This is a genomic window from Empedobacter sp. UBA7620 (assembly GCF_002484185.1).
GTDB lineage: Bacteria > Bacteroidota > Bacteroidia > Flavobacteriales > Weeksellaceae > Empedobacter > Empedobacter falsenii_C.
Map to the genome: position 1 here is coordinate 14,325 of NZ_DLJI01000002.1, position 23,901 is coordinate 38,225.

Genomic DNA, 23,901 nt, shown 5'->3' on the forward strand with positions numbered 1-23,901 from the left:
TTCTAAATCAATCCGTCATAAATATTTAGTAATTTCGCTAACTATGAAAATCATCAGTTACAATGTAAATGGAATTCGCGCTGCGATGACGAAAGGTTTGGTTGAATGGTTAGAAGCTGCACAACCAGATGTTTTATGTATTCAAGAAACAAAAGCAATGCAAGAACAAGTGGACACAAAACCTTTTGAGGAATTGGGTTATCACATTTATTGGCATGCAGCAGAGAAAAAAGGATACAGCGGAGTGGCTATTTTCTCTAAAATAAAACCAAATCATGTACAAATAGGAACTGGTATAGATTATATTGACAGAGAAGGTCGCGTTTTGAGACTTGATTTTGACAATGTTTCGGTAATTAGTTTGTATTTGCCAAGTGGAACAAATATTGATCGATTAGATTTTAAATTACAATTTTGCGAAGATTTTAAAGACTATATCAAAGAGCTTAAAATCTCTCATCCAAACATTGTAATTTGTGGAGATTATAACATTTGTCACGAAGCGATTGATATTCACGATCCTGTTCGTAATGCAAAAGTTTCTGGTTTTTTACCTATCGAAAGAGAATGGATGACTGCTTTTCTTGATGAATGTAATATGATTGATTCTTTTCGTTATTTTGTAAAAGAACCTCATCATTATTCGTGGTGGTCTTACCGTGCAAATGCGCGCAATAATAACAAAGGTTGGAGAATCGATTACAATATGGTGAGTAATACATTAGAAAAAAATATGACGCGTGCCACGATTTTACCAGAAGCAAAGCACTCAGATCATTGTCCTGTTTTATTAGAATTAGACGTTTAAGATTATATAAATGAAAAAAATTGTACTTTGTTGTTTAACACTTTTTGCAATTGCAAGTTGCGTTCCTCAGAAACAACACCAAGAATTGGAAGCTAATTATTACAGAGCTTTAGACGATCAATCAAATACATCTAAAGATTTGACATTAGCTAATTTGAAAATCGAAACTCTTGAAAAAGATTTAGCAAAAGCTAAAAGCGAATTATACATTAAAGATACAGCTTTGACAAATGCACAAGCTATGATTAGAATGGCTCAAAAAGAACATGATACTAATTTGCAAGAATTGTATTCTGCATTGAATAGTTCTGGAGAAAAATCAAAACTTTTCTATACTCAATTAAACGAAAAAGAAAAGCAAGTTGCAGAATTAACGCAAAAAGTAAAAGATTTAGATGCTAAGATTGATCAAAAAGATACAGAAATCTTCAATCTAAAAAGACAAATCTTAACACAAGAGATTAACCAAAAGGTTTCGGAAGCAACAGCTACGCCTCCTAAAACAACAACTCCAGCAAAACCAAAAACAACAACAAAAAAGTAAATATAAAAGTCTTATCATAATTGGTAAGACTTTTTTTATTCTTTAAATCGAAGTAACTTTGCAAGAACTAAAAAGTTTTAATGAAAGTTATTTGCGAAACAAAAAGTTTGGTATTACGAGAGTTTTTCGAAATTGATGCATTCGAATTATTTCAATTAAATTCTGACAAAGAATTGATGAAAATTGTCAACGAAAAACCATATAAATCTGAAGACGAAGCGAAGTTTTTTATCGAAAATATGGAGAAACATTACCAAGAACATGGTTTTGGTCTTTGGGGTGTTCACGAGAAAAAAAGCGGACGATTTGTTGGTTGGGGAGGTTTGCGTCAAACAAAATACGGTGCAGTTATCAACATTCGTTTGAAACGTAAATTTCAGAACAAAGGTTACGGAACAGAAGTTTTGAATGCGATTGTAGATTATGCAAAAAATGAATTGAAATTAGATAAAATTGCTGCTAAAGCAAATGCAAATCAACCTGAAACATTGAAACTTTTACAAAAATCTAAACTTGAACAATCAGAAGAGAACGAATTAATTTTCAAATTATAAAAAATAAAAAAAGCCTTGATAATGATTTACCAAGGCTTTTTATTGAAAAAAATCTCTTTCTGCAATCAATGTCTTTTTTCCATCAACTACTCTATACTTTTTTATCCATAGTTGTTTCTGATTATAAACATACTCAAACTCTTCAGTTCGATGTTTATTATAACCTCCAATCATAATTATTGGATATTCTTTTTCTGGAATACTTTTCCTTTCAAGTTTGACTACATTTTGAAATTTATCATACTGATATTGTTCAATATCAACTTGTAATTGATTTTGGGTATAATAATAATTTTTAACTGATTTTACATTTCCCAAATCATCATATAAAAATTCTTTTTTTAAACTAAAAGCAGAATCTTCAACTTCAGGATAAAGAGTTGTTATTTTTTCTGGTAATTCAGAAGCTCCTTTATAAATATAACTTTTTTTATCTTTCTCTAAAATCCTACCTAAATCATCATACTTCAAGATATAATTTGTTTGAAACAAAAGTTCATTATTAGCTATATTATAATTATTTACGCTTATTAAATTACCTATCGTATCATAAATAAAAGATTCTTTTCTAACTATATTATCTTTAGAAAAATAAAAGATTAAATCTGTCACTCTACTTTTCTTTAAATTATATTCAGTAGTTGACCCCATAAAACTTTTGAATACAACTTGACGATATGATGAATAATCCTCATGATTCGAAAGACCTTCAAAATCATTAATTTGACCAAAACAAAACTGAAATATTAAACAAAGAAATACCGTATAACAAATTTTCATCAAACTATTGTTTTATTTCTTTTTAGGTGGGAATTTTTGCAACAATTTCGTTACACCTTTCTGAATATTCGCTGCACGAACTTCCGGAGAAGCTTTCAAGGGCATTTGAATTTTCAAGGTTCCTTCCCAAACTAATCTTCCTTCATCCTTCATCGAAATCGTATAATTTTGATTTAATTTTTGAGACATAATCGGAATTCCAACCGAAACTCCACCTCCAAAACCATAGCCTCCCGTTCCCATTCCAATTCCTACATTAGAATTTTGTTGCTTCGAAACATATTCTTCTGGCTTCACGTCTAGCGTTAAAACTCCATCATTCGAATTTTGAAAACCTCTATACAACATTCCTTTTTCAATAGACGAATATAATCTGGCAGAATCTAAATCATTCAAACCTAAATTTCCAGTTTGCGTAAAAGAATATGTTCTATTTGTTTCAAAATCAAAATCTCGATCATAATCTACCGCTATATTTTGCGTGCTACACGAAACAATTGTTAAAAATAACGCACTTAGTAAAAGTATTTTTTTCATAATAAATTTTATTAATCAGTTTTCAATTTCGAATAGATATCTACACTAAGAAATTGATTATCTTTTATTTCACAATCCCTCATAGAACCTTCAAAAATGAAGCCCATTTTTTCGATTGCTTTTTTACAAGTTATATTTCTCGAATCAACATAACCTTCTATTCTATGCAAATTCAACGAATTATACGCAAAATCACAAATAAGAGGAAATGCTTCTTTCATAAATCCTTTGTTCCAAAAATCAGGCAATAACCAGAATCCAATTTCAGCTTTTTTGTTCTTTTTATCTAAATTATTCAACCCTCCAACTCCGTAAAAAGTAGAGTTATCAACAGAACAGATCGCCCAATAAATTCCTGTTTCGTTTTCTTCTAATCCTTTGTACCAATCAATTTGTTCCTGAGTTTCTTCTAAAGTTTTATAACTTACTCCATAATATTTTATCACTTCTGGATGCGATAAGCCTTTAAAAATATCATGAATATCTTCTTGAACAATTTGTCGAAAAAGCAATCGTTCAGAATTCAATATTGGAAAAGAATCAGAATTCATTTTTATTGATTTTTAATATAAGTTTCCACCACTTTTCTCAACGAATCAAAACCTATTTCATCTAAATTAATTTCGTTGATAGGAACCCACTTTACTTCTGCAATTTCATCTTTTTCAAGCGTAATTTCTTCATCTGGAAAATCAGCAATAAATGCTAAATCACACGTTTTATATGGAACTTCTTTGTACTCATATGTATTGGGTTGAGATAAAAAATACTTGAAATTCTCTAATGGAATTTTAATTCCTAATTCTTCCTCAATCTCTCGTTGACACGTTCTTTCTGCCGATTCATTTGGGTCTGTAAAACCTCCAGCCAAATCCAACATTCCTTTCTTTGGTTCTCTATTTCGAACTGTAAAAAGAATTTTATCTTCTTTTTTTAGAATAACCGCAACAGCAGCTGCCACATTTTGATAATAAACCAAATCACAATTTTTACACGACATTTTTCTAAAATCAAAATGATCGATAGAATGTCCACAATTTGGACAAAATTTAAACGATTTTATCATCTTTTTAGGTTAATGATTATTATTTATTTTGAGTATCCGTCATGTCATGCTGAATTTATTTCAGCATCTCATAAACAAGTGTGATTCTGAAACGAGTTCAGAATGACTATTTTCATCGAGAAATCTATAACTAAAAAAGATTCTTCAATTTCACAATCGCTTCATTCGGAATGACAATTTTCTATTTATTTCTTGGATGAAATTTGATAATCGCATCTCGAATAAATTCTTGATCAACATGCGTATAAATTTCAGTCGTCGTAATACTTTCGTGTCCCAACATTAACTGAATTGCACGAAGATCTGCTCCATTTTTCAATAAATGAGTCGCAAAAGAATGACGAAATGTATGCGGACTAATTGTTTTTTTAACTCCAGCAATTATCGATAATTCTTTCACGATTGTAAAAATCATTACTCGTGTAAGGTTTTTACCTCGTCTATTTAAGAACAAAAAATCTTCAAATCCAACTTGTATAGGAAGATGAATACGAATACTTTCTTTGTACAAGTTAATATATTTTATCGTATAATCGCTAATCGGAACCAGTCTTTGTTTGTTTCCTTTCCCAATGACACGAATAAAACCATCATCAAAAAAAAGATCAGAAATTTTGAGATTTATCAATTCCGAAACACGCAAACCGCATCCATAAAGCACTTCTATAATCGCACGATTGCGCTGTCCTTCTGGTTTTGATAAATCAATTACTTCAATCATTTTATCAATTTCTTTTTCAGAAAGTACATCAGGAAGTTTCATCCCAATTTTTGGAGTTTCGAGCAAAGAAGTTGGATTATCTTCTCTAAAATCTTCGAGTTGTAAGTACCCAAAAAAGCTTTTCAAGCCAGAAATCACACGTGCTTGCGAACGCACGCTATATTCGCTAGATGCAAAATCGTGTACAAAATCCCTTAAATCATCTTGTGAATAATCTAAAGGTTGTTTATCAGAATAATTAATTAATTTTTGAATATCGCGTAGATAACCTTCAATTGTATTAGCAGAAACTCTTTTTTCTAATTTCAGATACATTTGATAGTCATACAAAGCATCTTTCCACAGCATTTACTTCGTTATTTTTTCAAGTTCAAAAATACGCTTTATCATTTCATCTTCGGGCATCCAAACTTGATAAAATGCACGAGAACCATATAAAGTTCCAGCAATTGTGGCTTTCATGTAGTTATCAACAGTTGTTGAAAAGACAGGGTTAAACTCATTTGAAGGAATTCCTAAAACACCTAAAAACTCATTTCTATACATCCCAGCACTAAAATATTTTAGATAAATTGCTTCGTTATGAAACATGAAAAAATCGTGAATTGAATAAATTTTCTTGAATAAAAAGTCATTAAAATAATTTGCATCTTGATTATAATACAACCAGTTCGAAACCGAATTTGTATCTAATGCAACAAACTCATCAGGAATAATTCCACCACCGCCGTAGACTTTTTTACCTGAAGGCGCTGTAAACTCTAAGTCTTTATTGATTTTAATTGAGTCTTTACTATATAATTCACCCGATTTTAAACGTTTGTATAAATCGTCGCTGTATTTTGCCGTTTTTTTATCAAAAGGTTTTTGAATAGATCGTCCAGAAGGTGTGTAATAATTTGCAACCGTTAAACGAACTTTAGTATCATCGCCTAAATTAATTTCACGTTGCACCAAACCTTTACCAAACGAACGACGACCAACGATAATTCCACGTCCGTAATCTTGCAAAGCTCCCGCAACAATCTCACTCGAGGAAGCAGAATTTTCGTCCATTAAAACATAAATTTTCCCTTGCTCGAAAAGACCTCTATTTGTGGCGTAAATATATTTTTTACGTTTTTGTTTGTCTTGAGTGTAAACAATCAATTCGTTTTTCGTCAAAAATTCATCTGCAATTTCTTCGGCAATATGCATGATTCCTCCAGGATTTCCACGTAAATCAAACACCAAAGTTTTCATTCCTTGATCCAATAAATTTTGTAGACCTTCGTGAACTTCATTTGCAGAATTTTCTGAAAAACGAGTCAATTTAAGATAACCAATATCTTTCGTTAACATATGTTTTCCAGTAACCGTAGGAATTGGAACAATAGTACGATTTAGCGTAACAGAAATTGGTTTTCGATCGCGAATAACAGATAGTTTAACTTCCGATCCTTTCTTCCCCTTCAATAAACCTTCTATTGTTTTATTATCTTTTGCAACTAAAGATTGATTGTCTGCAGCAACTAATTGATCTCCAAATTCTAGTTTACCATAATTTTTCGTTCCAGGTAAAGTACGTTCAACAACAATGGTGTCATTCATTGTGCGAAATTGAATTCCAATTCCAACAAATTCACCTTTCAATTGCTCTTCTGCCTTTTGTACAGAAGCTTTGTCGATATATGTACTATGTGGATCTAGCTTGGCAACCATATAATGAATCGCATCATCAACCAAACTATCCGAATTAACATCGTTCACATATTCATTGTCAATCAAAGAAACTAATCGACGAATTTTTTGTTCGTTATCCGAATATTGCAAACCTACAATATCCTTGTTTTCATCGAACGCAAAGTCGTATTTTTTCCCAACCATAAAACCGATTAAGAAAATAATCATCACAACTAATACGATATTAATAACCTTGAAAAAACTTCTCATTAAAATGCTAACTGTATAATTCTTCTTCTGTAATTTGTCGAATTGTAATTCCTGATTTTTCTAAAAACTCTAACCCAGAAAGGTCTTTGTATTGTTGAATGTAAACGATGCGCTTTATACCTGCTTGCAGAATAAGTTTGCTACAATCTGTACAAGGCGAAAGTGTAATATACAACGTCGCTCCTTCTGCAGATTGAGTGGAAGTTGCACATTTTAGAATTGCATTTGCTTCAGCATGCAAAACATGCCATTTTGTATTCCCCTCTTCATCTTCGCATTTGTTCTCAAAACCACTTGGCGTACCATTGTAACCATCAGAAATAATCATTCGATTTTTAACAATAATTGCACCAACTTTTTTGCGTTCACAATAGGATAGATTCGCCCATTCAAAAGCCATTTTAAGATAAGCTTTATCGTAACGTAATTGTTTTTCAAAGTTTGTTTCCATTTCTAACTAAGCTTCTTCTTTGTTTTTTGTCCATAAAGGCGGAATAAAAAATGGTAATGGATTTCGGAAAAATGCTTTTAATGTATGCGAAATCATCGTAAAAATCTTATAAAAAGGAATATTATTAGATCGCATTGCCATTAATAATGATAAGATAAAACTAACTAAGAAGTTGCTCCAACCTACCATAAAAATTGCAATAAAACCAATAATCATTGGTCCAATATCAAAATGATAACCCATTCCTCCAATACCAATCGCGAAGTTTCCTGAAACGAAAGTAATGTGTCGAATATCGAAAGGTTGACCAGTAAAATCACCAATCAAAAAAGCACATCCCATCATAAAACCGAATGCAACATTACCTACAACTCCACCCATATTTTTCTCAAACCAATTCGAAATTCTTCTTCTTCTACGTTCTGAAAATGATTTCTTCAAAATGGGATGATTATAAATACGTTCTGGAATATTATGAAAACGTTGATTATTAATTGTAATTCCCGAAATTAATCCTGAAAGGAATAAGAAGACTCCAGCAATTGCTCCAAAGTAAAAAATATGCCAATCCATTGTCACCACTTCTTCCCAATAATGATAAGCTTTAGAATATTTTAAAACTTCTAATCCTAAGATTTCGTTCAGTAAATAAAATATTCCTAATGAAACCACAAAACCTGCAACAACATTTCCTAAAAAAGCAATCATTTGGCTTCTTACTAATTGCGCAAATAAAGTTGTAAAATCTTTCACATTCAGTTCAGAACCAGAAGTCGGCACAAGCGAACGAGCTAAACGAGCCGCTGTCATTGAAGGCTGTTTTGTTGCAAGTGTCATATGTGTCAAATAAATCGTACAGAAACCAACAGCGTAATTAATACTAAAGAAAAACGCTTTAAACAGTGGCGATGTATCATGTATATTTCCAATTCCGGTTTTGATAAAACACAAAAATGAAACGATAAAACCACCTCCACAAGCTGTCCAAAACATTTTGTTGTACTCTTTGGCTGTTTGCGTGATATATTTTTCTCCCGTTTTACCATTATGATAAGTCACTAAGAAAGTGATTAAATAAACCGTAGAACCTAACTGATTACTCATAAAGTTTTTCGGGGCATAAAATTCAACCCATTTCTTTGTTGCAAGACTATAGAAAGAAATTATTCCGTGTAATCTTAGTTCATTATAACTGTTTAAAATTGTTTGTAAACGAACTAATTGTTGTTGCAAACGATTGATTTTTGATGCAACTTTCAATGAAATTCCTTTGTAATCTTTTTGCGTTAAAATATCATTTAACAAATGTTTACACTTAGAAATACTTTCTTTGATTTCTAACATATCAAAGCCAGCTTGTGGATTTTCGATAATGTTACTAATCTGCATCGAAAGTTTAGAGAATGGATTGTCAAGATAATTAACTTCGTTGCTGTAACGCATCATTTCTTTATCCGAAAATCCACCAGTAATACGAACCGTCAAAATAGAAATTGCTTGTAAAAGCTGATTCTGAATATTGTTAACGTTTCCTTTAAAATTATCTGGTTCGATATCTTGATACAATACTTCGAAAAATTTTCGCCAACGATCTCTTGGAATAATTCGGATTGCTGATAAGTTTTTCGAATTATAAAAAATCTCATTTACCACAGAAGTTAATTCATTATTATCTTCGATATCTGGTAAAAGAGAATCCATTATTTTCTTTCGAAAAATGGATAATAAATTATCTTCCAGATGAATTCCACTATCTACTAAATAGCTAACAAAATTGATTTTCCCGAATGTATTTTGAAGTTCTTCGCGAAAAATTAATCGATATGTAGGGTTATTTTGAAGTTTAGAAATTAGATCATCTATAAAAGAAATTGAATCTGGATAATCTTTTCTTGCTTTCTCTAATAATCTTAGAAAAAAGCTCTTCTCGTATTTTTTATTTTGATCAAATATAGAGTCTAAAGCCATATTTTAATTTCTTCATTCAGAGTACAAAAGTAAAAAACTTATACTACCTAAGCAGTATAAATCAACAGAAATAAAAAAGTGATTCTTGATGAACCACTTTTTATATATTTAGAATTTAAAATTTTTCTTATCTATTGCTGGGTTGATTTTTATGTCATTAAATTTAATCACATATTCTCCTCCCTCTGTAGGTTTCCCCACAACTTTGGTAGCGAAAGATAATCCATTGTAATTTTTGAAATTAGAGTAATAAAGTGTTTCATCTTTATTTTTCTCCATTACAATTTCGTAAGAATTTTTGTCAAAACAATAAACTGTTGAATTCGCATTTTTTGTTAATTCGATTTTATAACAACTATTATTTTGATCGTATTTATCTATACCTAAGTATTTTACCTTAAATCCTTTTTGTTTGTATTTCAATACATCAGAGTCAAAAGAGTCTGGTTTATAATCTTTTACAGCTACATTTTTCTTCGCAACTTCGCTGTATGTCCATCCCATTCTACCATCATATCCTTCGTTCAAGATTTCTTTTCCATTCATCACAAACACTACTTTTTTGTTGTAAGGGCGTTGATGATAAACAATCATTGGGTAAGAATCTCCAACATTTATAATGGCTTCTCCTTTTAGGATAATACTGTTCAAATTATTCCAAGCTGCTTCACCTCCTGTTTTTTGAATATGAGTTTCGATTATTTTCTCTGCATTTTGTGCAAATGTAGTCACAGAAAATAATGAAATCATAAGCGCACTAAACGTCAATTTCGACATAAGAACTTTTTTAATTTTTAACAATCTGTCGAACAAGATATAAAAACTAATTTAAAGTTCTGTAAAGAAATATTGTCTTTTAGTCTTTTTTAACTTCTATATGCGCCCAATTTTCTCCTCTTAAGATACGGTAAACCTGACCTTGAGAAATATTAAATTGTTTTGCTAGTGTAGAAATTTTTGTTTTTCTATTTGGATCAATTAATTTCTTTTTCAGACGAATTACTTGTGCTTCTGTCAACTTACTATTTGGAATACTGTCTAAACGAGAACGTCCTTTCATCATTCTAAATAAATCCTTATTGTGCTCTTTCCATTCGTCCAATGTTGCCCATTTCAAATTATCCATTGCGTTGTTTAATTTGTTATGATCCAAATGCACTACATATTCTTTATTATCTTTATTTGGTAAAAAAGTTTCGGCAACCATTTTATGTACATATTTAGCCGTACGTTTTCCGTCTGCTTTTGTTACCCAAATCGCACGATAACCGTTGTTAATCGCTCCTTCTAAGATTTTGTATTTATCTTGTCCTGTGTATAATTTTTTTACAAGACCATCTTTTGAAACTAAAAAGGATCTTTTTTCAATTAATCCTTCTGCTTCGTATTCTTTCCATGAATCACTCATAATCACTATTTTACTTATTTACTCCATTTTACAACAACATTCATACCGAAATAATTTTTTAAATATTAATTAACTTAATTATTTCATTTACACGTCAAGTATAGCTGATTTTAGGGCAAATATAAATCATAAAAAGTTTAAAGATTATTTTTTAACAATAGTGGATAAGTACTTTTTTGCACGTTCTAAATCTTCTGGAGTATCAATTCCAACTCCTATCGATTCGGTTTCAATCACTTTAATCTTCATTCCGTATTCCAAATAACGCAATTGTTCTAATTTTTCTGCACGCTCATTTTGACGCATTTCAAGTGTTGAAAACTTCAACAAAGCTTCTTTTCTAAACGCATAAATCCCTAAATGACGAAAATAATTTGGTGTAAAATTAGTTTCACGTGCAAATGGAATTGCTGAACGCGAAAAATAAAGTGCAAAATCGTTAATATCAGTGACCACTTTTACAAAATTAGGATTGTTAATATCTTCTTCCTTTGTAATGGATTCTTTTAAAGTCACCACATCTACAGTTTTTCCCAATTCTCCATCAAAAGAGGATAAAATATCTGCCAAAGCTTTTTCGTTCACAAATGGTTCATCGCCTTGCACATTCAAGATAATATCACATTCTATATCTTGTATAGCTTCAGCAATTCTATCACTTCCTGTTTCGTGATCTTTGATACTCATGATTGCTTTTCCGTTGTGCGAAACAATTTCATCAAAAATTAAATCAGAATCTGTCACCACAAAAACATCGTCAAACAAATTAGTAGCGACAACATTTTCGTACGTCATTCTTATCACAGTTTTATCGCCCAATTGTTGCATCAATTTACCTGGAAAACGTGTTGCTGCATAACGAGCTGGAATTACGGCTATTTTTTTCACAATTTTTAATTTCAAATTTCTGTAAATTTAAAATAGATTCGGCTGAAATGCTTCTTTAATCAACAAAATAATTATAGTATCTTTGCTAAAATAAATTTTCTGTATGAAGATTGCTTTCAAAATTTTGTTATTTTTGATTTCATTAGGATTAATATATATCTTAATCAACGAGTTAAAAATTCAAGGATAAAGAAAAATTTATGTCAAAAACAACTCAACATTCGTTAGCGATTTTACTATCTCACGATATGCTTAGTTATATTACCAAAACAACCGACGGAGAAACGACTTCGTACTCGGATGTGTATGACTATTCGGTAGATTTTACAAATCTTAACAAAACGGAAATTGAGATTGAACATGAATTGCGTTCTAATTTGACTTTGCTACAAGAATATGATTATGTGCATATTTGTTTTTTGTCGACAACTGTAAATGTTGTTCCAAATCACTTTGCGCACAAACCTTTTGAGGAATTGTTATCACTTTCTAACTATAGTCCTGTAAAATTAGCGATCGATTGTCCTTTGGAAAATGTAGATGCATCAATTATCTACAATATTCATTATCCACTAAAAGATATTTTGCTTTCATTACCGAATTTGCAAAATGCGCGTTTGTATCATTCGGGCAAATTCTTGGTAGATTATGGAATGATTAATTCTAAAAACGATGAAATTTATATCAATTTAATGCATCAAAAATTAGAAGTTTGCGTGTTGAGCAATGGAGAATTTATTTTTTATAATCTATTTGAAACAAAAACGAAAGAAGACTTTTTGTTTTACATTTTGTATACATTAAATCAATTAAATATTAGTCCAAATACCGTTTCATTGTATGCTTTTGGTGATATCTTAAATTCGCCAGATTTTTACGAAACTTTACAAAAATATGTGCGTCATATTTCGTTTAACGAAGCAGACAAACAACTTGGGCAATATTTTACATTATATAAATTATTCGAATGCGAATCATTTCAGGAACATTAAAAGGAAAAAGAATCACAGCACCAACCAACTTGCCGGTGCGCCCAACAACAGACTTCGCGAAAGAAGCTTTATTTAATATCTTAAACAACGAATGGTATTTCGACGAAATTACCGTTTTAGATTTATTCTCTGGAATTGGAAGTATTTCATTAGAATTTGCTTCACGTGGAGCAAAAAAAGTAACTTCGGTTGATAATTTCTACGGTTGTGTAAAATTTTTGGACGAAACAGCGAAACAATTAAAATTAGATGATATTATTTCTACTGTAAAAAGTGATGTCATGAAATATTTGGACAAGCAATCAATCAAAAAGTTTGATATTATTTTTGCTGATCCTCCTTACGATTTGGATGTAGAAACTTACAAAAAAATCCCAAATTTGGTTATCGATAATCAATGGTTAGAAGAAGGTGGAAATTTTGTTTTAGAACATCCTTCAAGCATTTCTTTTGAAGAGCATCCAAACTTTGTACAGCACAAAAAATACGGAAACGTACACTTCTCTTTTTTCGAGTAAACATCCATTTTCTTAAAATATTTAACAAAATCGACTGATAGATGATATCTATCAGTCGATTTCTTTTTTTTATTTATACTAAGTCTAATTAAATTTGCAGCATTAATTTTATTTAGAATAAATATACATAACATATGAAAAGGAATAAACTTTTACTAGCTACACTTACTATACTAAGTTTTTCTACTGCGTTCGCACAAGAAACAACGAAAGAAAAAAAAGATTCAATTAGCAATCTACAAGAAGTTGAAATTTTTGGAGATCGTAACAAGAATCAAAGAGGTTTAGAAACAATTACACGTTTTCCTGCAAATCCTCAAGATCAAGTTCAATCTATTTCAATTATTTCTGAAAAGTTAATTGAAGAACAAGGTGCACAAACAATCACGGATGCAACTCGTAATGTACCAGGTGTTACGTTATTTGGAAATTATGGGGGTATTCGCGAATCGATGTCTATTCGTGGATATAGAGGAGTTCCTGTCTTAAAAAATGGTGTTCGTATGGACTCTGATTTCCGTACAGGATCTGCTGTTATTGATATGGCTGGTGTAGAATCTATTCAAGTTATTCGTGGTTCTGCTGCGGTTACACAAGGAATTGGAAATGGATTAGGTTCTGCTGGTGGTGTAATTAACGTTACAACAAAAACGCCACGTTATATTAACCAAGGACATATTTCTGCACAATATGGAAGCTGGAATACTTTCCGTTCTACATATGATATTCAACGAACAGTTACAGAAGATAAAAATTTAGCTTTCCGTTTAACAGGTTCATATAACAATGGAGATAGTTATAGAGATGTTATTAACAGTAATTCTTTCTATGTAAATCCATCTATGGCTTGGAAAATTGATGATAAAACTGAATTTGTTGCTGAGTTTGATTATTACAAAGGAGATAAAACGCCAGATCGTGGAACTATCAATTTAGGAGATAATTTTACTGAAGCTTTATACGATATCGGTGATAAATTTATGGGATATGATATCGATAATACCGAAATCAAAAACTATTCTTACGCTGCTCGTATTACAAGACAGTTAACAAATAATATTAGTGCTAGAGTTGCTTACTTTAGTAACTTCTACAACAGTGACCAATTAGGAGCAACGTTAGCTTTACCAAAAGGAAGTACAGAATATAACATTCGTAATCGTGGATTAGGTCGTTCTTTTAGAGATGATAGAAACTCGACTTTACAAATTGACTTGATTGGTAAAGATATGAGATTTGGTGATTTCAAATGGAATTGGCAAGCTGGATATGATTATACAATCAACCGTTTAGAAACAAGAACTGCAGATGGTATCGGAACTATTGATCAAATTGATGTTTTCAAAGATATTAACCATTCGATCAACTTAACTCCTGAGCAAGAAGCTAAATTAGCTTGGAACAAAGACAAAACAAATCTATCAAGAGGTTATTCTTACGGATTTATGACACAACATCATTTCTCTTATAAAGATTTAATCACATTTGTTGGAGGTTTACGTTATAGCTATTTAATCGATAACCACGATGGTGTTGTAGATCCTGTTGTTGGTTTAGTTGTTTCTCCTTGGAGAAATGTAAATGCTTACATTACTTATGCAACAAACACAAGTTTACGCTCTGCTTTAAACATTATGACTGATGGAAGCAAAGCTGGACCTTCTGTTACAGATCAAGTAGAAGTTGGTGTTAAAACACAATGGTTCAACGACCGTTTACGTGCAAACGTAGTTTACTTCAACATGAACAACGATAACTTAACATTCGAAACATACGAAAATCAAACAGCAACTGGTTTATACGAAAAAGCTGGTAATTTGAGACGTAAAGGTATCGAGTTTGAAGTTGCTGGTCGTCCATTACCAAACTTACAAGTTATGTTAGGATATGCATACTTAGATGCTGGTTACCACGATTCTCCTCAATATGTAGAAGATTCAAGACCATCTAATGCGCCTTACAATACAGCAAATGCTTGGGTTCAATATAAATTTATTGAAAATAATTTCTTGAATGGTTTCACTGTTTCTGCTGGTGTTTACTACGTAGGTTCAAGACCATCTAACGAACAAAGTTTAGATCGTGATGCTCATGGTAATTTCTACGGAGGAAGCAAACCTTTCTTATTGCCAGATTATTATACATTAAATGCGCAAGTTGGATATTCTATGAAAAGATTTGACTTCCGTTTATTCTTTAATAACATTACAGATCAGTTAGGATACAATTCTTACTTCCGTGGAGGTTACATCAACCAAATCGATCCATTTAATATGGCTGCACAAGTAAATTTCAAATTCTAATTTTCTCAGAGTTAAACATATTTTTAGCATTTATTTAATAGGAAAACGACAGTTTTATAAACTGTCGTTTTTATTTTGGATAGAATTGACTAACTTTCGTCAAAATTTTTCTTAAAACATGAAAACAAAAATTACTGCTTTATTGATATTCTTTTGTTCGATTTTTACATTTGCACAAACAGAAAATACGCTAAAATCTATTCCAGAATTTTCTTTTGTAAAAATGCAATCCGAAGGAATTTTCAGTTCAAAAGATATCAAAAAAGGAAAACAAACGTTAATCGTTTTATATTCGCCAACATGTATTCACTGCCAATTAGCCTTGAATCATTTTAGCAATAATTACGAAGAACATTTAAAAAATACTCAGATTATTTTGGTTTCTGAATACGAAGCAAAAGACGCTATCCCTTTCCTAAAAGAGCACGCACCTAATTTTGTAAATAATAAAAATGTAGAATTATTATATGATTCTAATTACGAATTTGGTCCAATTTTTCAACCAACTTCTATTCCTACATTTTATTTATTCGACAAGGATCAAAATCTTGTTACCATCAAAAAAGGTTCTGTAGAAGCAAATCAAATTTTTAAATATTTGAAATAATTTAAAAATTAATCCATAAAAAAATTCCACTCAATTGAGTGGAATTTTTTGTTATATCTAATCGATGATTATTTACCTTGTTGTGCTTGAGCTTCAAATTGTTTTTGTAATTCTTTGATTTGCTCTTCAGATAAACCTTGTCCCCCTTGCGCACCTGGTTGTCCTTGTGGAGCTGGTTGACCTTCTTTAAAGTCTACTAATTCTACTTCGAACTCTAATGCTTGGTTTGGTCCAATTTGTCCTCCAGGAGCTCCCATTTCACCGTAACCTAAGTTAGCAGGAATATAGAATTTGTATTTTGATCCTTTAGACATTAATTGTAAACCTTCTGACCATCCTGGAATAACTTGATTCAAAGGAAATTCTACACCTCCTTTAGCTTCAGGGTTTTTATCCGTACTATCAAAAGTTTTACCAGTAGCTAAAATTTTACCAGTATATTTTACTTTAACAATACTATTAATGTTTGGTTTAGCACCTGTTCCTTCTTTTTCTACAACATAAACTAATCCAGAAGCAGTTGTTTTAGCACCAGAAGCTTTTTTCTTCTCGTCTACTAATTTTTTAGACTCGTCTGCATTTTTCTTAACCAAGTTTTGTTGGTGATTTTTTGCATACGTATCTAAAATTCCCATTCCCGCTTCTTGTGTAATCAACAATTTTTTGTGACGTACAACATCCATAATCCCTTGAACAATGATATCCTTGTCCATTTGATCTAATTGTTGTTGATTAATAACCGTCTCAATTTGCTGACCAACTTGTTGACCAATAGCGTAAGACTCTCTACCTTCTTTACCTGCTTTTAAGTAATCACGGATCCCTTTTTCTAATTGATCGTAGTTGATACTATCAGTTTCAACTAAACGTCCTCCAAGACCTTTGATTTGCTCACCAAGACCAGTTCCGAAAGCATAAGAAGCTTTTTGATCTTCGCTTTCTAATTTGTCTACAGATTTTCCTTTGTTACAAGACACTAACGACGCAACAACAAAAATCCCTAAAAGAACTTTTTTCATTATTTATAAAAATTTATTGCAAGTTTAATAAGAAACTTTCATTAATCATACAAATCTAACCCAAATTCTTCTTTTAATTTTAACAAAATCGGGTTTTTATCTGATAATTTCTCAAATTTCTCTTTGTTTGATAAGATATGATTCGTTGCTTCCTTCTCCGAAAACTTAATCTGAATACTAAAATAGTGATTCTTAAGGAATGCTCTCAAACTATTTCTGATTCGATCGCGGTATTCCTCAAACTCTTGTTCCGATGAATGTGAAGTAAATTCGAAAATAATTTCATCACCTTCCAAACCAAGTTCAGTTGTCATCAAAGCATTATAAGACGGAATATTATGTTCGATTTTTAATCGATCCAAAAATCTTTTCCAGCCTTCTTTTACTTGATCCAATGTAAACTTTTCTCGAGGCAAATCATTTCGTAAAATCTCTTCCTGATGTTCTTCAACTTTTGCTCCAGGCAAAGCCATCTTAAGACTAAACGACGAATTACCATTTGTTCTAATTGGTTTTGAGGCACGCGTATATTCTTTGACTTCTTCCGAAATCGAAGTTTTAACGTGTTGCGTATTTACCTGCTGTAGAGTTTGTCCATTTTGTGGAATAGAATTATTTTGCTGAACTTGAGGAACTTCAATTTTAGAAGTTTGTTGTTCAGAAAAATAAAACGTTGGCGGAACTATCCTATACTTTTTTTTTTAAGCCCGTTTTCTTCTGCCGTTAACGAAGCCAATTGCATCAATGCAATTTCAACTGTTAAACGTGGATTTTTACTCGATTTGTAGTTTAAATCTGCTTCATTACAAATTTCGATTGCGCCAAATAAAAACGTTGCTGAACATTTTTGCGCGTGCTCCAAATATTTTGCTTTTATACGCTCACCAACTTCCAACAAACTTACTGTATTAGCTGTTTTCGCCATCAATAAATCTCGGAAATGAGCGCCCAAACCACAAATAAATAAATGAGCATCAAAACCTTTGTTCAAAATATCATTAAATTGCAACATCGCTTGCGGAATATCATTTTCCAAACACGCATCTGTCATCTTGAAATAGTAATCGTAATCTAATACATTCAAGTTTTCTGCAACAGCAGAGTACGTCAAATTTTTATTCGTAAAAGTTGCCATTCTATCAAAGATTGACAAAGAATCGCGTAACGCACCATCAGCTTTTTGAGCAATCAAATGCAATGCATCATCTTCAAAAGTTACTTGTTCTTTTTCAGCAACATTTTTCAAATGTCCTTTGATATCTTCAACTCCAATTCGTTTGAAATCATAAATCTGACAACGAGAAAGAATCGTAGGAATAATTTTATGTTTTTCTGTAGTTGCCAAAATAAAAATAGCATGCGCTGGTGGCTCTTCTAACGTTTTCAAAAACGCATTGAAAGCCGCTGTTGACAACATATGAACCTCATCAATAATGTAGACACGATATTTCCCAATTTGAGGAACAATACGCACTTGATCGATTAAATTTCTGATATCATCAACCGAATTATTAGATGCTGCATCCAACTCAAAAATATTGAAAGCAAAATCTTGATCGCCTTCTACTCCATTTTCTTCGTTGATTTTACGCGCTAAAATTCGAGCACATGTTGTTTTCCCAACACCTCTTGGTCCACAAAATAAAAGAGCTTGTGGCAATTGATTTGACTTTATCGCTTGCTCCAAAGTATTTGTAATAGACGCTTGTCCAACTACATCTTCAAAATTTAGCGGGCGATATTTTCTGGCTGAAACAACAAAATTTTCCATACAAATGCAAATATAATAGTTTTAAGTTTCTAATAAAAATTCTTTCAAACCTCATCAATTAATTCTATTTTTATTTATAAATTACACAAGTCAAAAAAAGTAATATCTCTAACAATTCATTTGATTGTTGAACACATTTTTATTTTATGCAAAATTCAGAAAACCAAGATTCAGTACCTATTATCAGTATACAAAGTTTTCGAAAAGGACAATTAGCTGGTCGCGACGAATTGTTGTTTAATGAATTGCATGGCGAACGACATATAGATAAACCTCACAAGCACGATTTTTTTGTAATTATTCTTTTCGATAAAGCTTCTGGAACGCATAATATTGATTCGAAAGATTATCCAATCGATGACAAAGAAATTCATATTTTGTTTCCTGGACAGATGCATAAATGGCAAATAAATGATGGAACAATTGGTTATCAATTGATGACAGAACGTTCATTTTTCGAACAATTCGCGCCTTATTTTCGCTTTTCATTTACCAATTATCAAAATCATCCTGTTATAAAATTATCGGACGAAGCTTTCTCGAAATTGATGTATGAATTCAATGCAATAAAAGAAGAATTAAAATCTGAAAATTCATTGGTTCATTTGATTAATGCTCGTGCAGCGGTTATTGCGGCAATTGTGAGTAAAGAAGCGGAACAAATTTTTACAGAATTTAAAGTTTATCAATCCAATCCGAGATTAGCGAAATTTAATATGTTGATTGATGAATTTTACAAAGGAGAAAAATCGGTTGTTTTTTATGCAGAAAAATTACATATTTCGGCTAATTATCTGAATATTTTATGCAAAAAACATCTGAAAGTTTCAGCTACACAACTTATTCAACAACGAATTATTATCGAAGCAAAGCGACTTTTAAAATCGGGAGATTTATCCATCAAAGAAATCGCTTTTGACTTAGGTTTTACAGATCATGCCTATTTTTCGAACTTTTTCAAAGCTCAAACCAATATTACTCCATCAGAATTTCGAAATCAAAAATAGTATTTTCAAACATTATACTCTCTTATATAAATTGCTCAATTTTTTGCTTAAGTAAATGTTCATCTTGACTATCTATTTCTTCAATTTGATTTTTTAATTTGATAAGTTCATTCAAATATTCTTCTTCAAACTCCGGTTCACAATGAAAACATTCATGAAATATTCGATCTAAAACATTCCAAGTAAAATCAAGAATTTCATCACTATAATACTTATTTGATATAGCAATATTCAGACTCTTGATATATTGTAAAAAATAATTTGAAAAAAAAGTAGATTGTGATTCATCAAATCCATCTTCAAGCAAAAACAATGCATAATAATCCTCTATTTTTATAGTATTATTTAATAGATCTTTTTGTAAATTCTCGAAATAAGATTCAACTATTTCTTTTCTATTTTCTATATATTCTTCGTGCAATTTTTTATTAAAGTTACTGAATACTAAAATGTTATTTTTTAGTTGAAACTCTTCTTTGATTTCCTTAAAATTATTGATAATTAAAAAGTCTTTGTATGTATTCATACTTTTAAAGGATTACATAATAATCAAATATACAATCAAAACTCTCATAATATTTAAGAAAAAGATAAATTCTACAAGCATAAGCAGTTTTTATGATAGTTTAGTGGACATAATTTCAAGTACTTTGTTTAATACAAATAAAGGCAATAATGAATAACAATATATCTCGCAAAGATTTTCTTAAAAATTCAGCTTTAGGATTAGCAGGATTTTCACTTTTACCAGGATTTTCACAAGCTGCACCAGATTTTCAATTAGATAAGACGAATGTAACAAAGCCAGGAAATTTCATCCTAAAAAATGTTCGTTTAGAAACAGGTTTCGAATATGAAAACGACGAAATCATTGGTACAAAAACAGATCTTTTTACAATTGAAATTTCTAACGGAAAAATCAAAAAAATCAGCCCAAATCAACCGAATGCAAAAGCTATCGATGCAAAAGGTTTGTTGATGTTACCATCTTTCAAAGATATGCACATTCATTTAGATAAAACCTTATATGCAGATAGATGGCGCTCAGTTCGTCGTTCTGGAGGAATCAAAGGAATGATTGAATTAGAACAAAAAGTTTTGCCTGAAATGTTGAAAAAATCTACCTACAAAGCAGAAAAACTGATTGAATTATTACAATCGTACGGAACAGGTTTTGCGCGTAGCCATGTGAACATTGAACCAACTTCTAAATTAGATTCATTGAAAAATTTAGAAATTGCTTTGGCGAATAAAAAAGATTCATTTGGAGCTGAATTGGTTGCTTTTCCTCAACATGGTTTATTCTACACCGATTCGATGCCGTATATGAAAGAAGCTGCTAAAATGAACATCGATTTTATTGGAGGTTTAGATCCTACAAATGTTGATGGCGCAATCGAGAAAACAATGGATGCAACAATTCAATTAGCGTTAGATCATAACAAAGGAATTGATATTCATTTGCACGAATCAGGAAAATCTGGTCATGATACCATTGACTATTTAATCAAAAAAGTAAACGAAAATCCACAATTAAAAGGAAAAACATTCGTCAGTCATTCTTTTGCATTAGCAACTTTAGATAAATCAAAACAAGAAGCCATTGCCGAACAATTGGGTGCAGCGCAAATCGGAATTGTTTCTACGATTCCTTTCGGAAGCTTAGTTATGCCAATTCCAACTTTATTAAAACATGGTGTAACCGTAATGACAGGAAACGACAGCATTGTGGATTATTGGAATACGTTTGGAACAGGAAGTGTTTTACAGAAAGCAAATCTTGCAGCACAGTTATACGGACAAAGTTCTGAATTTGGTTTATCAAGAATGTTGAAATTAGCAACCGCAGGACCAATTCCATTGAATGATAAAGGTGTACAACAATGGCCAAAAGAAGGCGATGATGCAAATATTATCTTGATTGATGCAAGTTGTTCTGCAGAAGCGGTTTCGAGAATATCACCTGTTCGTTCCTTAATTGTAAAAGGAAATATTGTCTATTAATTCAAAACTTCGTCATTCAAAATCATTCAAACTATAAATCATTATGAAATCAGTTTTAATTTTAATGTTTATGATGACAACGGTTACAGCATGTCATTCAACTCCAACAGAAGATTCAAATACAGAAATTATGAATGAAAAAGATATTGTAAAAGCAGTTAAAAATAACAATTTACAATCTGTTAAAAACTTATTAGAAAGTGGTGAAGATGTCAATAGCATTGATAGTAGCAAGCGTTCGTTATTGTTAATTGCAACTAATAATTCAAATATAGAAATCGCAAAATTATTGGTAAAACATGGCGCAGATGTTAATCAGCAAGCCGATAATCAAGATAGTGCATTTTTATATGCAGGCGCAAGTGGACAAACAGAATTAGTGAAATTATTTTTAGATCATGGCGCTCGTTTTGATGTATTTAATCGTTACAATGGTTCTGCTTTAATTCCTGCTTGTGAGCGCGGACATGTAGAAACGGTACGATTATTAGCCAATACCAAAAATTATCCTGTAGATCATGTGAATCGTTTGGGTTGGACTGGATTAATGGAAGCCATTGTTTTGGGTGACGGAAGCAAAAAATATCAACAAATTGTTCAGATATTAAAAGATGCAGGTGCAAAAATGGATATTCCAGATTCTGATGGAGTAACGCCTTTGCAACATGCACAACAAAGAGGTTATAAAGAAATTGTAGCCATTATTAAATCATAAATCATCATGCAAACAAATTATAAAACAATCGCAAAAGGAAATTATACCTTAAAAAATGTACGATTAGAAACAGGTTTTATTGAGGATGAATCTGGAATTATCGGAACAAAAACCGATTTATTTTCGATTGAAATAAAAGATGGTAAAATAGCAAAAATAAGTGCTAAAAATCCTCAATTAACAGATGCAATTGATGCAAAAAGATTGTTAATGTTGCCTTCTTTCAAAGATATGCACGTTCATTTGGATAAAACATTGTATGGCTTACCTTGGCAAGCGCTTTCGCCAAAACGAAGAACAGTTGCGGATATGATTGCGTATGAGCAAGAAATTATTCCAGAATTGTTAAAAACTTCAGTTGAGCGTGGCGAGCAATTAATCAATTTATTACAACATTACGGAACTACTTATGCGCGTACACATTTCAATGTTGACACAACTTCTGGGTTGAAGTCTTTAGAAAATTTAGAAAAAGCCTTAGAAAATAAAAAGGAAACATTCAGTGCCGAATTGGTTGCTTTTCCTCAACACGGTTTATACTATACCGATTCTGCTTCGTTGATGAAAGAAGCTGCGCAATTAAAAAGCGTTGCTTTTGTTGGTGGATTAGATCCTTTCAGTATTGATAAAAACATCGAAAAAGCAATTGATTTTACGGTTCAATTGGCTTTGGATCATAATAAAGGAATCGATATTCATTTGCATGACACAGGAAAAGAAGGAATGCGTACAATTGAATATTTAGCTGAATTAACGATAAAAAATCCTCAATTAAAAGGAAAATCATATGTAAGTCACGCCTTTGCTTTAGCACATTTATCAAAAAATGAGGAACAAGAAATTGCAGAAAAATTAGCCGAAGCAAAAGTTGGAATTGTTTCTTCTGTTCCTTTCCGCAATAAAGTCGCCATGCCAATTCCTACTTTGGTAAAAAATGGTGTTGAAGTTTTAATAGGAAATGATAATGTACAAGATTACTGGAGCACGTTTGGAACGGGAAATATGTTGCAAAAAGCAAATTTGATTTCAGAATTATATGGTTTAGAAACTGAATATGATTTATCGAGAAATTTAGGTTTTGCAACAAAAAACATTACGCCATTAGACAACAAAGGAAGTCAACAATGGCCAAAAACTGGTGATAATGCTGATATCGTTTTGATTGATGCAAGTTGCTCTGCTGAAGCGGTTGCAAGAATGTCGCCTGTTTTAGCTTTAGCGCACAAAGGAAATTTAGTTTGGAAGAATTAATCAGAAAGAAACAATCGTTATATTTTACTATATTAGTACATTGTTTAAAATTAATGC

Annotated in this window: 26 protein-coding genes; 11 read left to right on the forward strand and 15 right to left on the reverse strand. The window is 31.4% G+C overall.

Annotated features, from left to right (window positions below; translation table 11 throughout):
- The first annotated feature begins 43 nt into the window (after nucleotides 1-43).
- From B2217_RS00080 to B2217_RS00090, 3 genes are all read left to right on the forward strand, one after another.
- Nucleotides 44-808: an exodeoxyribonuclease III gene (locus B2217_RS00080; RefSeq protein WP_291121926.1), complete on the forward strand. Its 765-nt coding sequence runs from the start codon at nucleotides 44-46 to the stop codon at nucleotides 806-808.
- Between the two features lie 10 nt (nucleotides 809-818).
- Nucleotides 819-1,352, forward strand: a complete 534-nt coding sequence (locus B2217_RS00085; RefSeq protein WP_038332722.1) for a hypothetical protein — start codon at nucleotides 819-821, stop codon at nucleotides 1,350-1,352.
- An 80-nt stretch (nucleotides 1,353-1,432) separates the two neighbouring features.
- The gene (locus tag B2217_RS00090; RefSeq protein WP_291074118.1) at nucleotides 1,433-1,906 is read left to right on the forward strand and encodes a GNAT family N-acetyltransferase; all 474 of its coding nucleotides are present in this window, start codon (nucleotides 1,433-1,435) and stop codon (nucleotides 1,904-1,906) included.
- Between the two features lie 39 nt (nucleotides 1,907-1,945).
- On the opposite strand, the gene B2217_RS00095 is transcribed toward B2217_RS00090, so the two are convergent.
- The 11 genes from B2217_RS00095 to kdsB all read right to left on the reverse strand — a co-directional run bounded on the left by B2217_RS00095 (nucleotide 1,946) and on the right by kdsB (nucleotide 11,657).
- Complete coding sequence (locus tag B2217_RS00095; RefSeq protein ID WP_291121928.1) at nucleotides 1,946-2,518, reverse strand: hypothetical protein; 573 nt, start codon at nucleotides 2,516-2,518, stop codon at nucleotides 1,946-1,948.
- A 180-nt stretch (nucleotides 2,519-2,698) separates the two neighbouring features.
- Nucleotides 2,699-3,223 (reverse strand): DUF4136 domain-containing protein, encoded by a 525-nt coding sequence (locus tag B2217_RS00100; protein WP_291121930.1) that lies wholly within the window; start codon nucleotides 3,221-3,223, stop codon nucleotides 2,699-2,701.
- Nucleotides 3,224-3,234: 11 nt separating this feature from the next.
- On the reverse strand, nucleotides 3,235-3,774 hold the full coding sequence (locus B2217_RS00105; protein WP_180905184.1) for a GNAT family N-acetyltransferase: 540 nt from the start codon (nucleotides 3,772-3,774) through the stop codon (nucleotides 3,235-3,237).
- Between the two features lie 2 nt (nucleotides 3,775-3,776).
- Nucleotides 3,777-4,289, reverse strand: a complete 513-nt coding sequence (locus tag B2217_RS00110) for an NUDIX hydrolase (protein WP_180905185.1) — start codon at nucleotides 4,287-4,289, stop codon at nucleotides 3,777-3,779.
- 181 nt (nucleotides 4,290-4,470) lie between these two features.
- Nucleotides 4,471-5,358 (reverse strand): site-specific tyrosine recombinase XerD, encoded by an 888-nt coding sequence (gene xerD / locus B2217_RS00115; protein WP_038332712.1) that lies wholly within the window; start codon nucleotides 5,356-5,358, stop codon nucleotides 4,471-4,473.
- Entirely contained in the window at nucleotides 5,359-6,942 is a 1,584-nt protein-coding gene (locus B2217_RS00120; protein WP_291121932.1) for a S41 family peptidase, read from the reverse strand.
- A 7-nt stretch (nucleotides 6,943-6,949) separates the two neighbouring features.
- On the reverse strand, nucleotides 6,950-7,393 hold the full coding sequence (locus tag B2217_RS00125) for a deoxycytidylate deaminase (protein ID WP_180905188.1): 444 nt from the start codon (nucleotides 7,391-7,393) through the stop codon (nucleotides 6,950-6,952).
- 6 nt (nucleotides 7,394-7,399) lie between these two features.
- The gene (locus B2217_RS00130) at nucleotides 7,400-9,361 is read right to left on the reverse strand and encodes a site-specific recombinase Gcr (protein ID WP_280035452.1); all 1,962 of its coding nucleotides are present in this window, start codon (nucleotides 9,359-9,361) and stop codon (nucleotides 7,400-7,402) included.
- Nucleotides 9,362-9,469: 108 nt separating this feature from the next.
- Nucleotides 9,470-10,138 carry a LolA family protein gene (locus B2217_RS00135; RefSeq protein ID WP_260392500.1) on the reverse strand — a complete coding sequence of 223 codons (669 nt, stop codon included), beginning with the start codon at nucleotides 10,136-10,138 and terminating at the stop codon, nucleotides 9,470-9,472.
- A gap of 79 nt (nucleotides 10,139-10,217) precedes the next feature.
- Nucleotides 10,218-10,769: an HNH endonuclease gene (locus tag B2217_RS00140; protein ID WP_038332702.1), complete on the reverse strand. Its 552-nt coding sequence runs from the start codon at nucleotides 10,767-10,769 to the stop codon at nucleotides 10,218-10,220.
- Nucleotides 10,770-10,913: 144 nt separating this feature from the next.
- Nucleotides 10,914-11,657, reverse strand: coding sequence for a 3-deoxy-manno-octulosonate cytidylyltransferase (kdsB, locus tag B2217_RS00145; protein WP_180905190.1), 744 nt, complete (start codon nucleotides 11,655-11,657; stop codon nucleotides 10,914-10,916).
- A 200-nt stretch (nucleotides 11,658-11,857) separates the two neighbouring features.
- Here kdsB and B2217_RS00150 point away from each other — a divergent pair, with 200 nt between their 5' ends.
- The 4 genes from B2217_RS00150 to B2217_RS00165 all read left to right on the forward strand — a co-directional run bounded on the left by B2217_RS00150 (nucleotide 11,858) and on the right by B2217_RS00165 (nucleotide 16,077).
- Nucleotides 11,858-12,649, forward strand: coding sequence for a DUF3822 family protein (locus tag B2217_RS00150; RefSeq protein ID WP_180905191.1), 792 nt, complete (start codon nucleotides 11,858-11,860; stop codon nucleotides 12,647-12,649).
- Nucleotides 12,625-13,167 (forward strand): 16S rRNA (guanine(966)-N(2))-methyltransferase RsmD, encoded by a 543-nt coding sequence (gene rsmD / locus B2217_RS00155; RefSeq protein WP_180905192.1) that lies wholly within the window; start codon nucleotides 12,625-12,627, stop codon nucleotides 13,165-13,167. The genes B2217_RS00150 and rsmD overlap by 25 nt, the downstream gene beginning before the upstream one ends.
- 134 nt (nucleotides 13,168-13,301) lie before the next feature.
- The gene (locus tag B2217_RS00160; protein ID WP_125349772.1) at nucleotides 13,302-15,470 is read left to right on the forward strand and encodes a TonB-dependent siderophore receptor; all 2,169 of its coding nucleotides are present in this window, start codon (nucleotides 13,302-13,304) and stop codon (nucleotides 15,468-15,470) included.
- Nucleotides 15,471-15,588: 118 nt separating this feature from the next.
- Nucleotides 15,589-16,077 (forward strand): TlpA family protein disulfide reductase, encoded by a 489-nt coding sequence (locus tag B2217_RS00165; RefSeq protein WP_180905193.1) that lies wholly within the window; start codon nucleotides 15,589-15,591, stop codon nucleotides 16,075-16,077.
- Between the two features lie 68 nt (nucleotides 16,078-16,145).
- Here the strand turns inward: B2217_RS00165 and B2217_RS00170 are convergent, their stop codons facing one another.
- From B2217_RS00170 to dnaX, 3 genes are all read right to left on the reverse strand, one after another.
- On the reverse strand, nucleotides 16,146-17,096 hold the full coding sequence (locus B2217_RS00170; protein WP_038332691.1) for an FKBP-type peptidyl-prolyl cis-trans isomerase: 951 nt from the start codon (nucleotides 17,094-17,096) through the stop codon (nucleotides 16,146-16,148).
- A gap of 41 nt (nucleotides 17,097-17,137) precedes the next feature.
- On the reverse strand, nucleotides 17,138-17,569 hold the full coding sequence (locus B2217_RS00175; protein WP_115001825.1) for a hypothetical protein: 432 nt from the start codon (nucleotides 17,567-17,569) through the stop codon (nucleotides 17,138-17,140).
- A gap of 209 nt (nucleotides 17,570-17,778) precedes the next feature.
- On the reverse strand, nucleotides 17,779-18,867 hold the full coding sequence (dnaX, locus tag B2217_RS00180) for a DNA polymerase III subunit gamma/tau (protein WP_180905194.1): 1,089 nt from the start codon (nucleotides 18,865-18,867) through the stop codon (nucleotides 17,779-17,781).
- A 146-nt stretch (nucleotides 18,868-19,013) separates the two neighbouring features.
- On the opposite strand from dnaX, the gene B2217_RS00185 reads away from it, so the two are divergent.
- Nucleotides 19,014-19,874 (forward strand): helix-turn-helix domain-containing protein, encoded by an 861-nt coding sequence (locus tag B2217_RS00185; RefSeq protein ID WP_180905195.1) that lies wholly within the window; start codon nucleotides 19,014-19,016, stop codon nucleotides 19,872-19,874.
- 22 nt (nucleotides 19,875-19,896) lie between these two features.
- Here the strand turns inward: B2217_RS00185 and B2217_RS00190 are convergent, their stop codons facing one another.
- Nucleotides 19,897-20,400, reverse strand: coding sequence for a hypothetical protein (locus B2217_RS00190; RefSeq protein WP_180905196.1), 504 nt, complete (start codon nucleotides 20,398-20,400; stop codon nucleotides 19,897-19,899).
- Between the two features lie 149 nt (nucleotides 20,401-20,549).
- Between B2217_RS00190 and B2217_RS00195 the strand changes: the two genes are divergently transcribed.
- The 3 genes from B2217_RS00195 to B2217_RS00205 are packed head-to-tail and all read left to right on the forward strand — an operon-like array spanning nucleotide 20,550 to nucleotide 23,844.
- Nucleotides 20,550-21,878 carry an amidohydrolase gene (locus tag B2217_RS00195; protein WP_038332683.1) on the forward strand — a complete coding sequence of 443 codons (1,329 nt, stop codon included), beginning with the start codon at nucleotides 20,550-20,552 and terminating at the stop codon, nucleotides 21,876-21,878.
- A 43-nt stretch (nucleotides 21,879-21,921) separates the two neighbouring features.
- Nucleotides 21,922-22,593 carry an ankyrin repeat domain-containing protein gene (locus B2217_RS00200; RefSeq protein ID WP_038332680.1) on the forward strand — a complete coding sequence of 224 codons (672 nt, stop codon included), beginning with the start codon at nucleotides 21,922-21,924 and terminating at the stop codon, nucleotides 22,591-22,593.
- Nucleotides 22,594-22,599: 6 nt separating this feature from the next.
- Nucleotides 22,600-23,844, forward strand: a complete 1,245-nt coding sequence (locus B2217_RS00205; protein ID WP_115001831.1) for an amidohydrolase — start codon at nucleotides 22,600-22,602, stop codon at nucleotides 23,842-23,844.
- The last annotated feature ends 57 nt before the right edge of the window (nucleotides 23,845-23,901 follow it).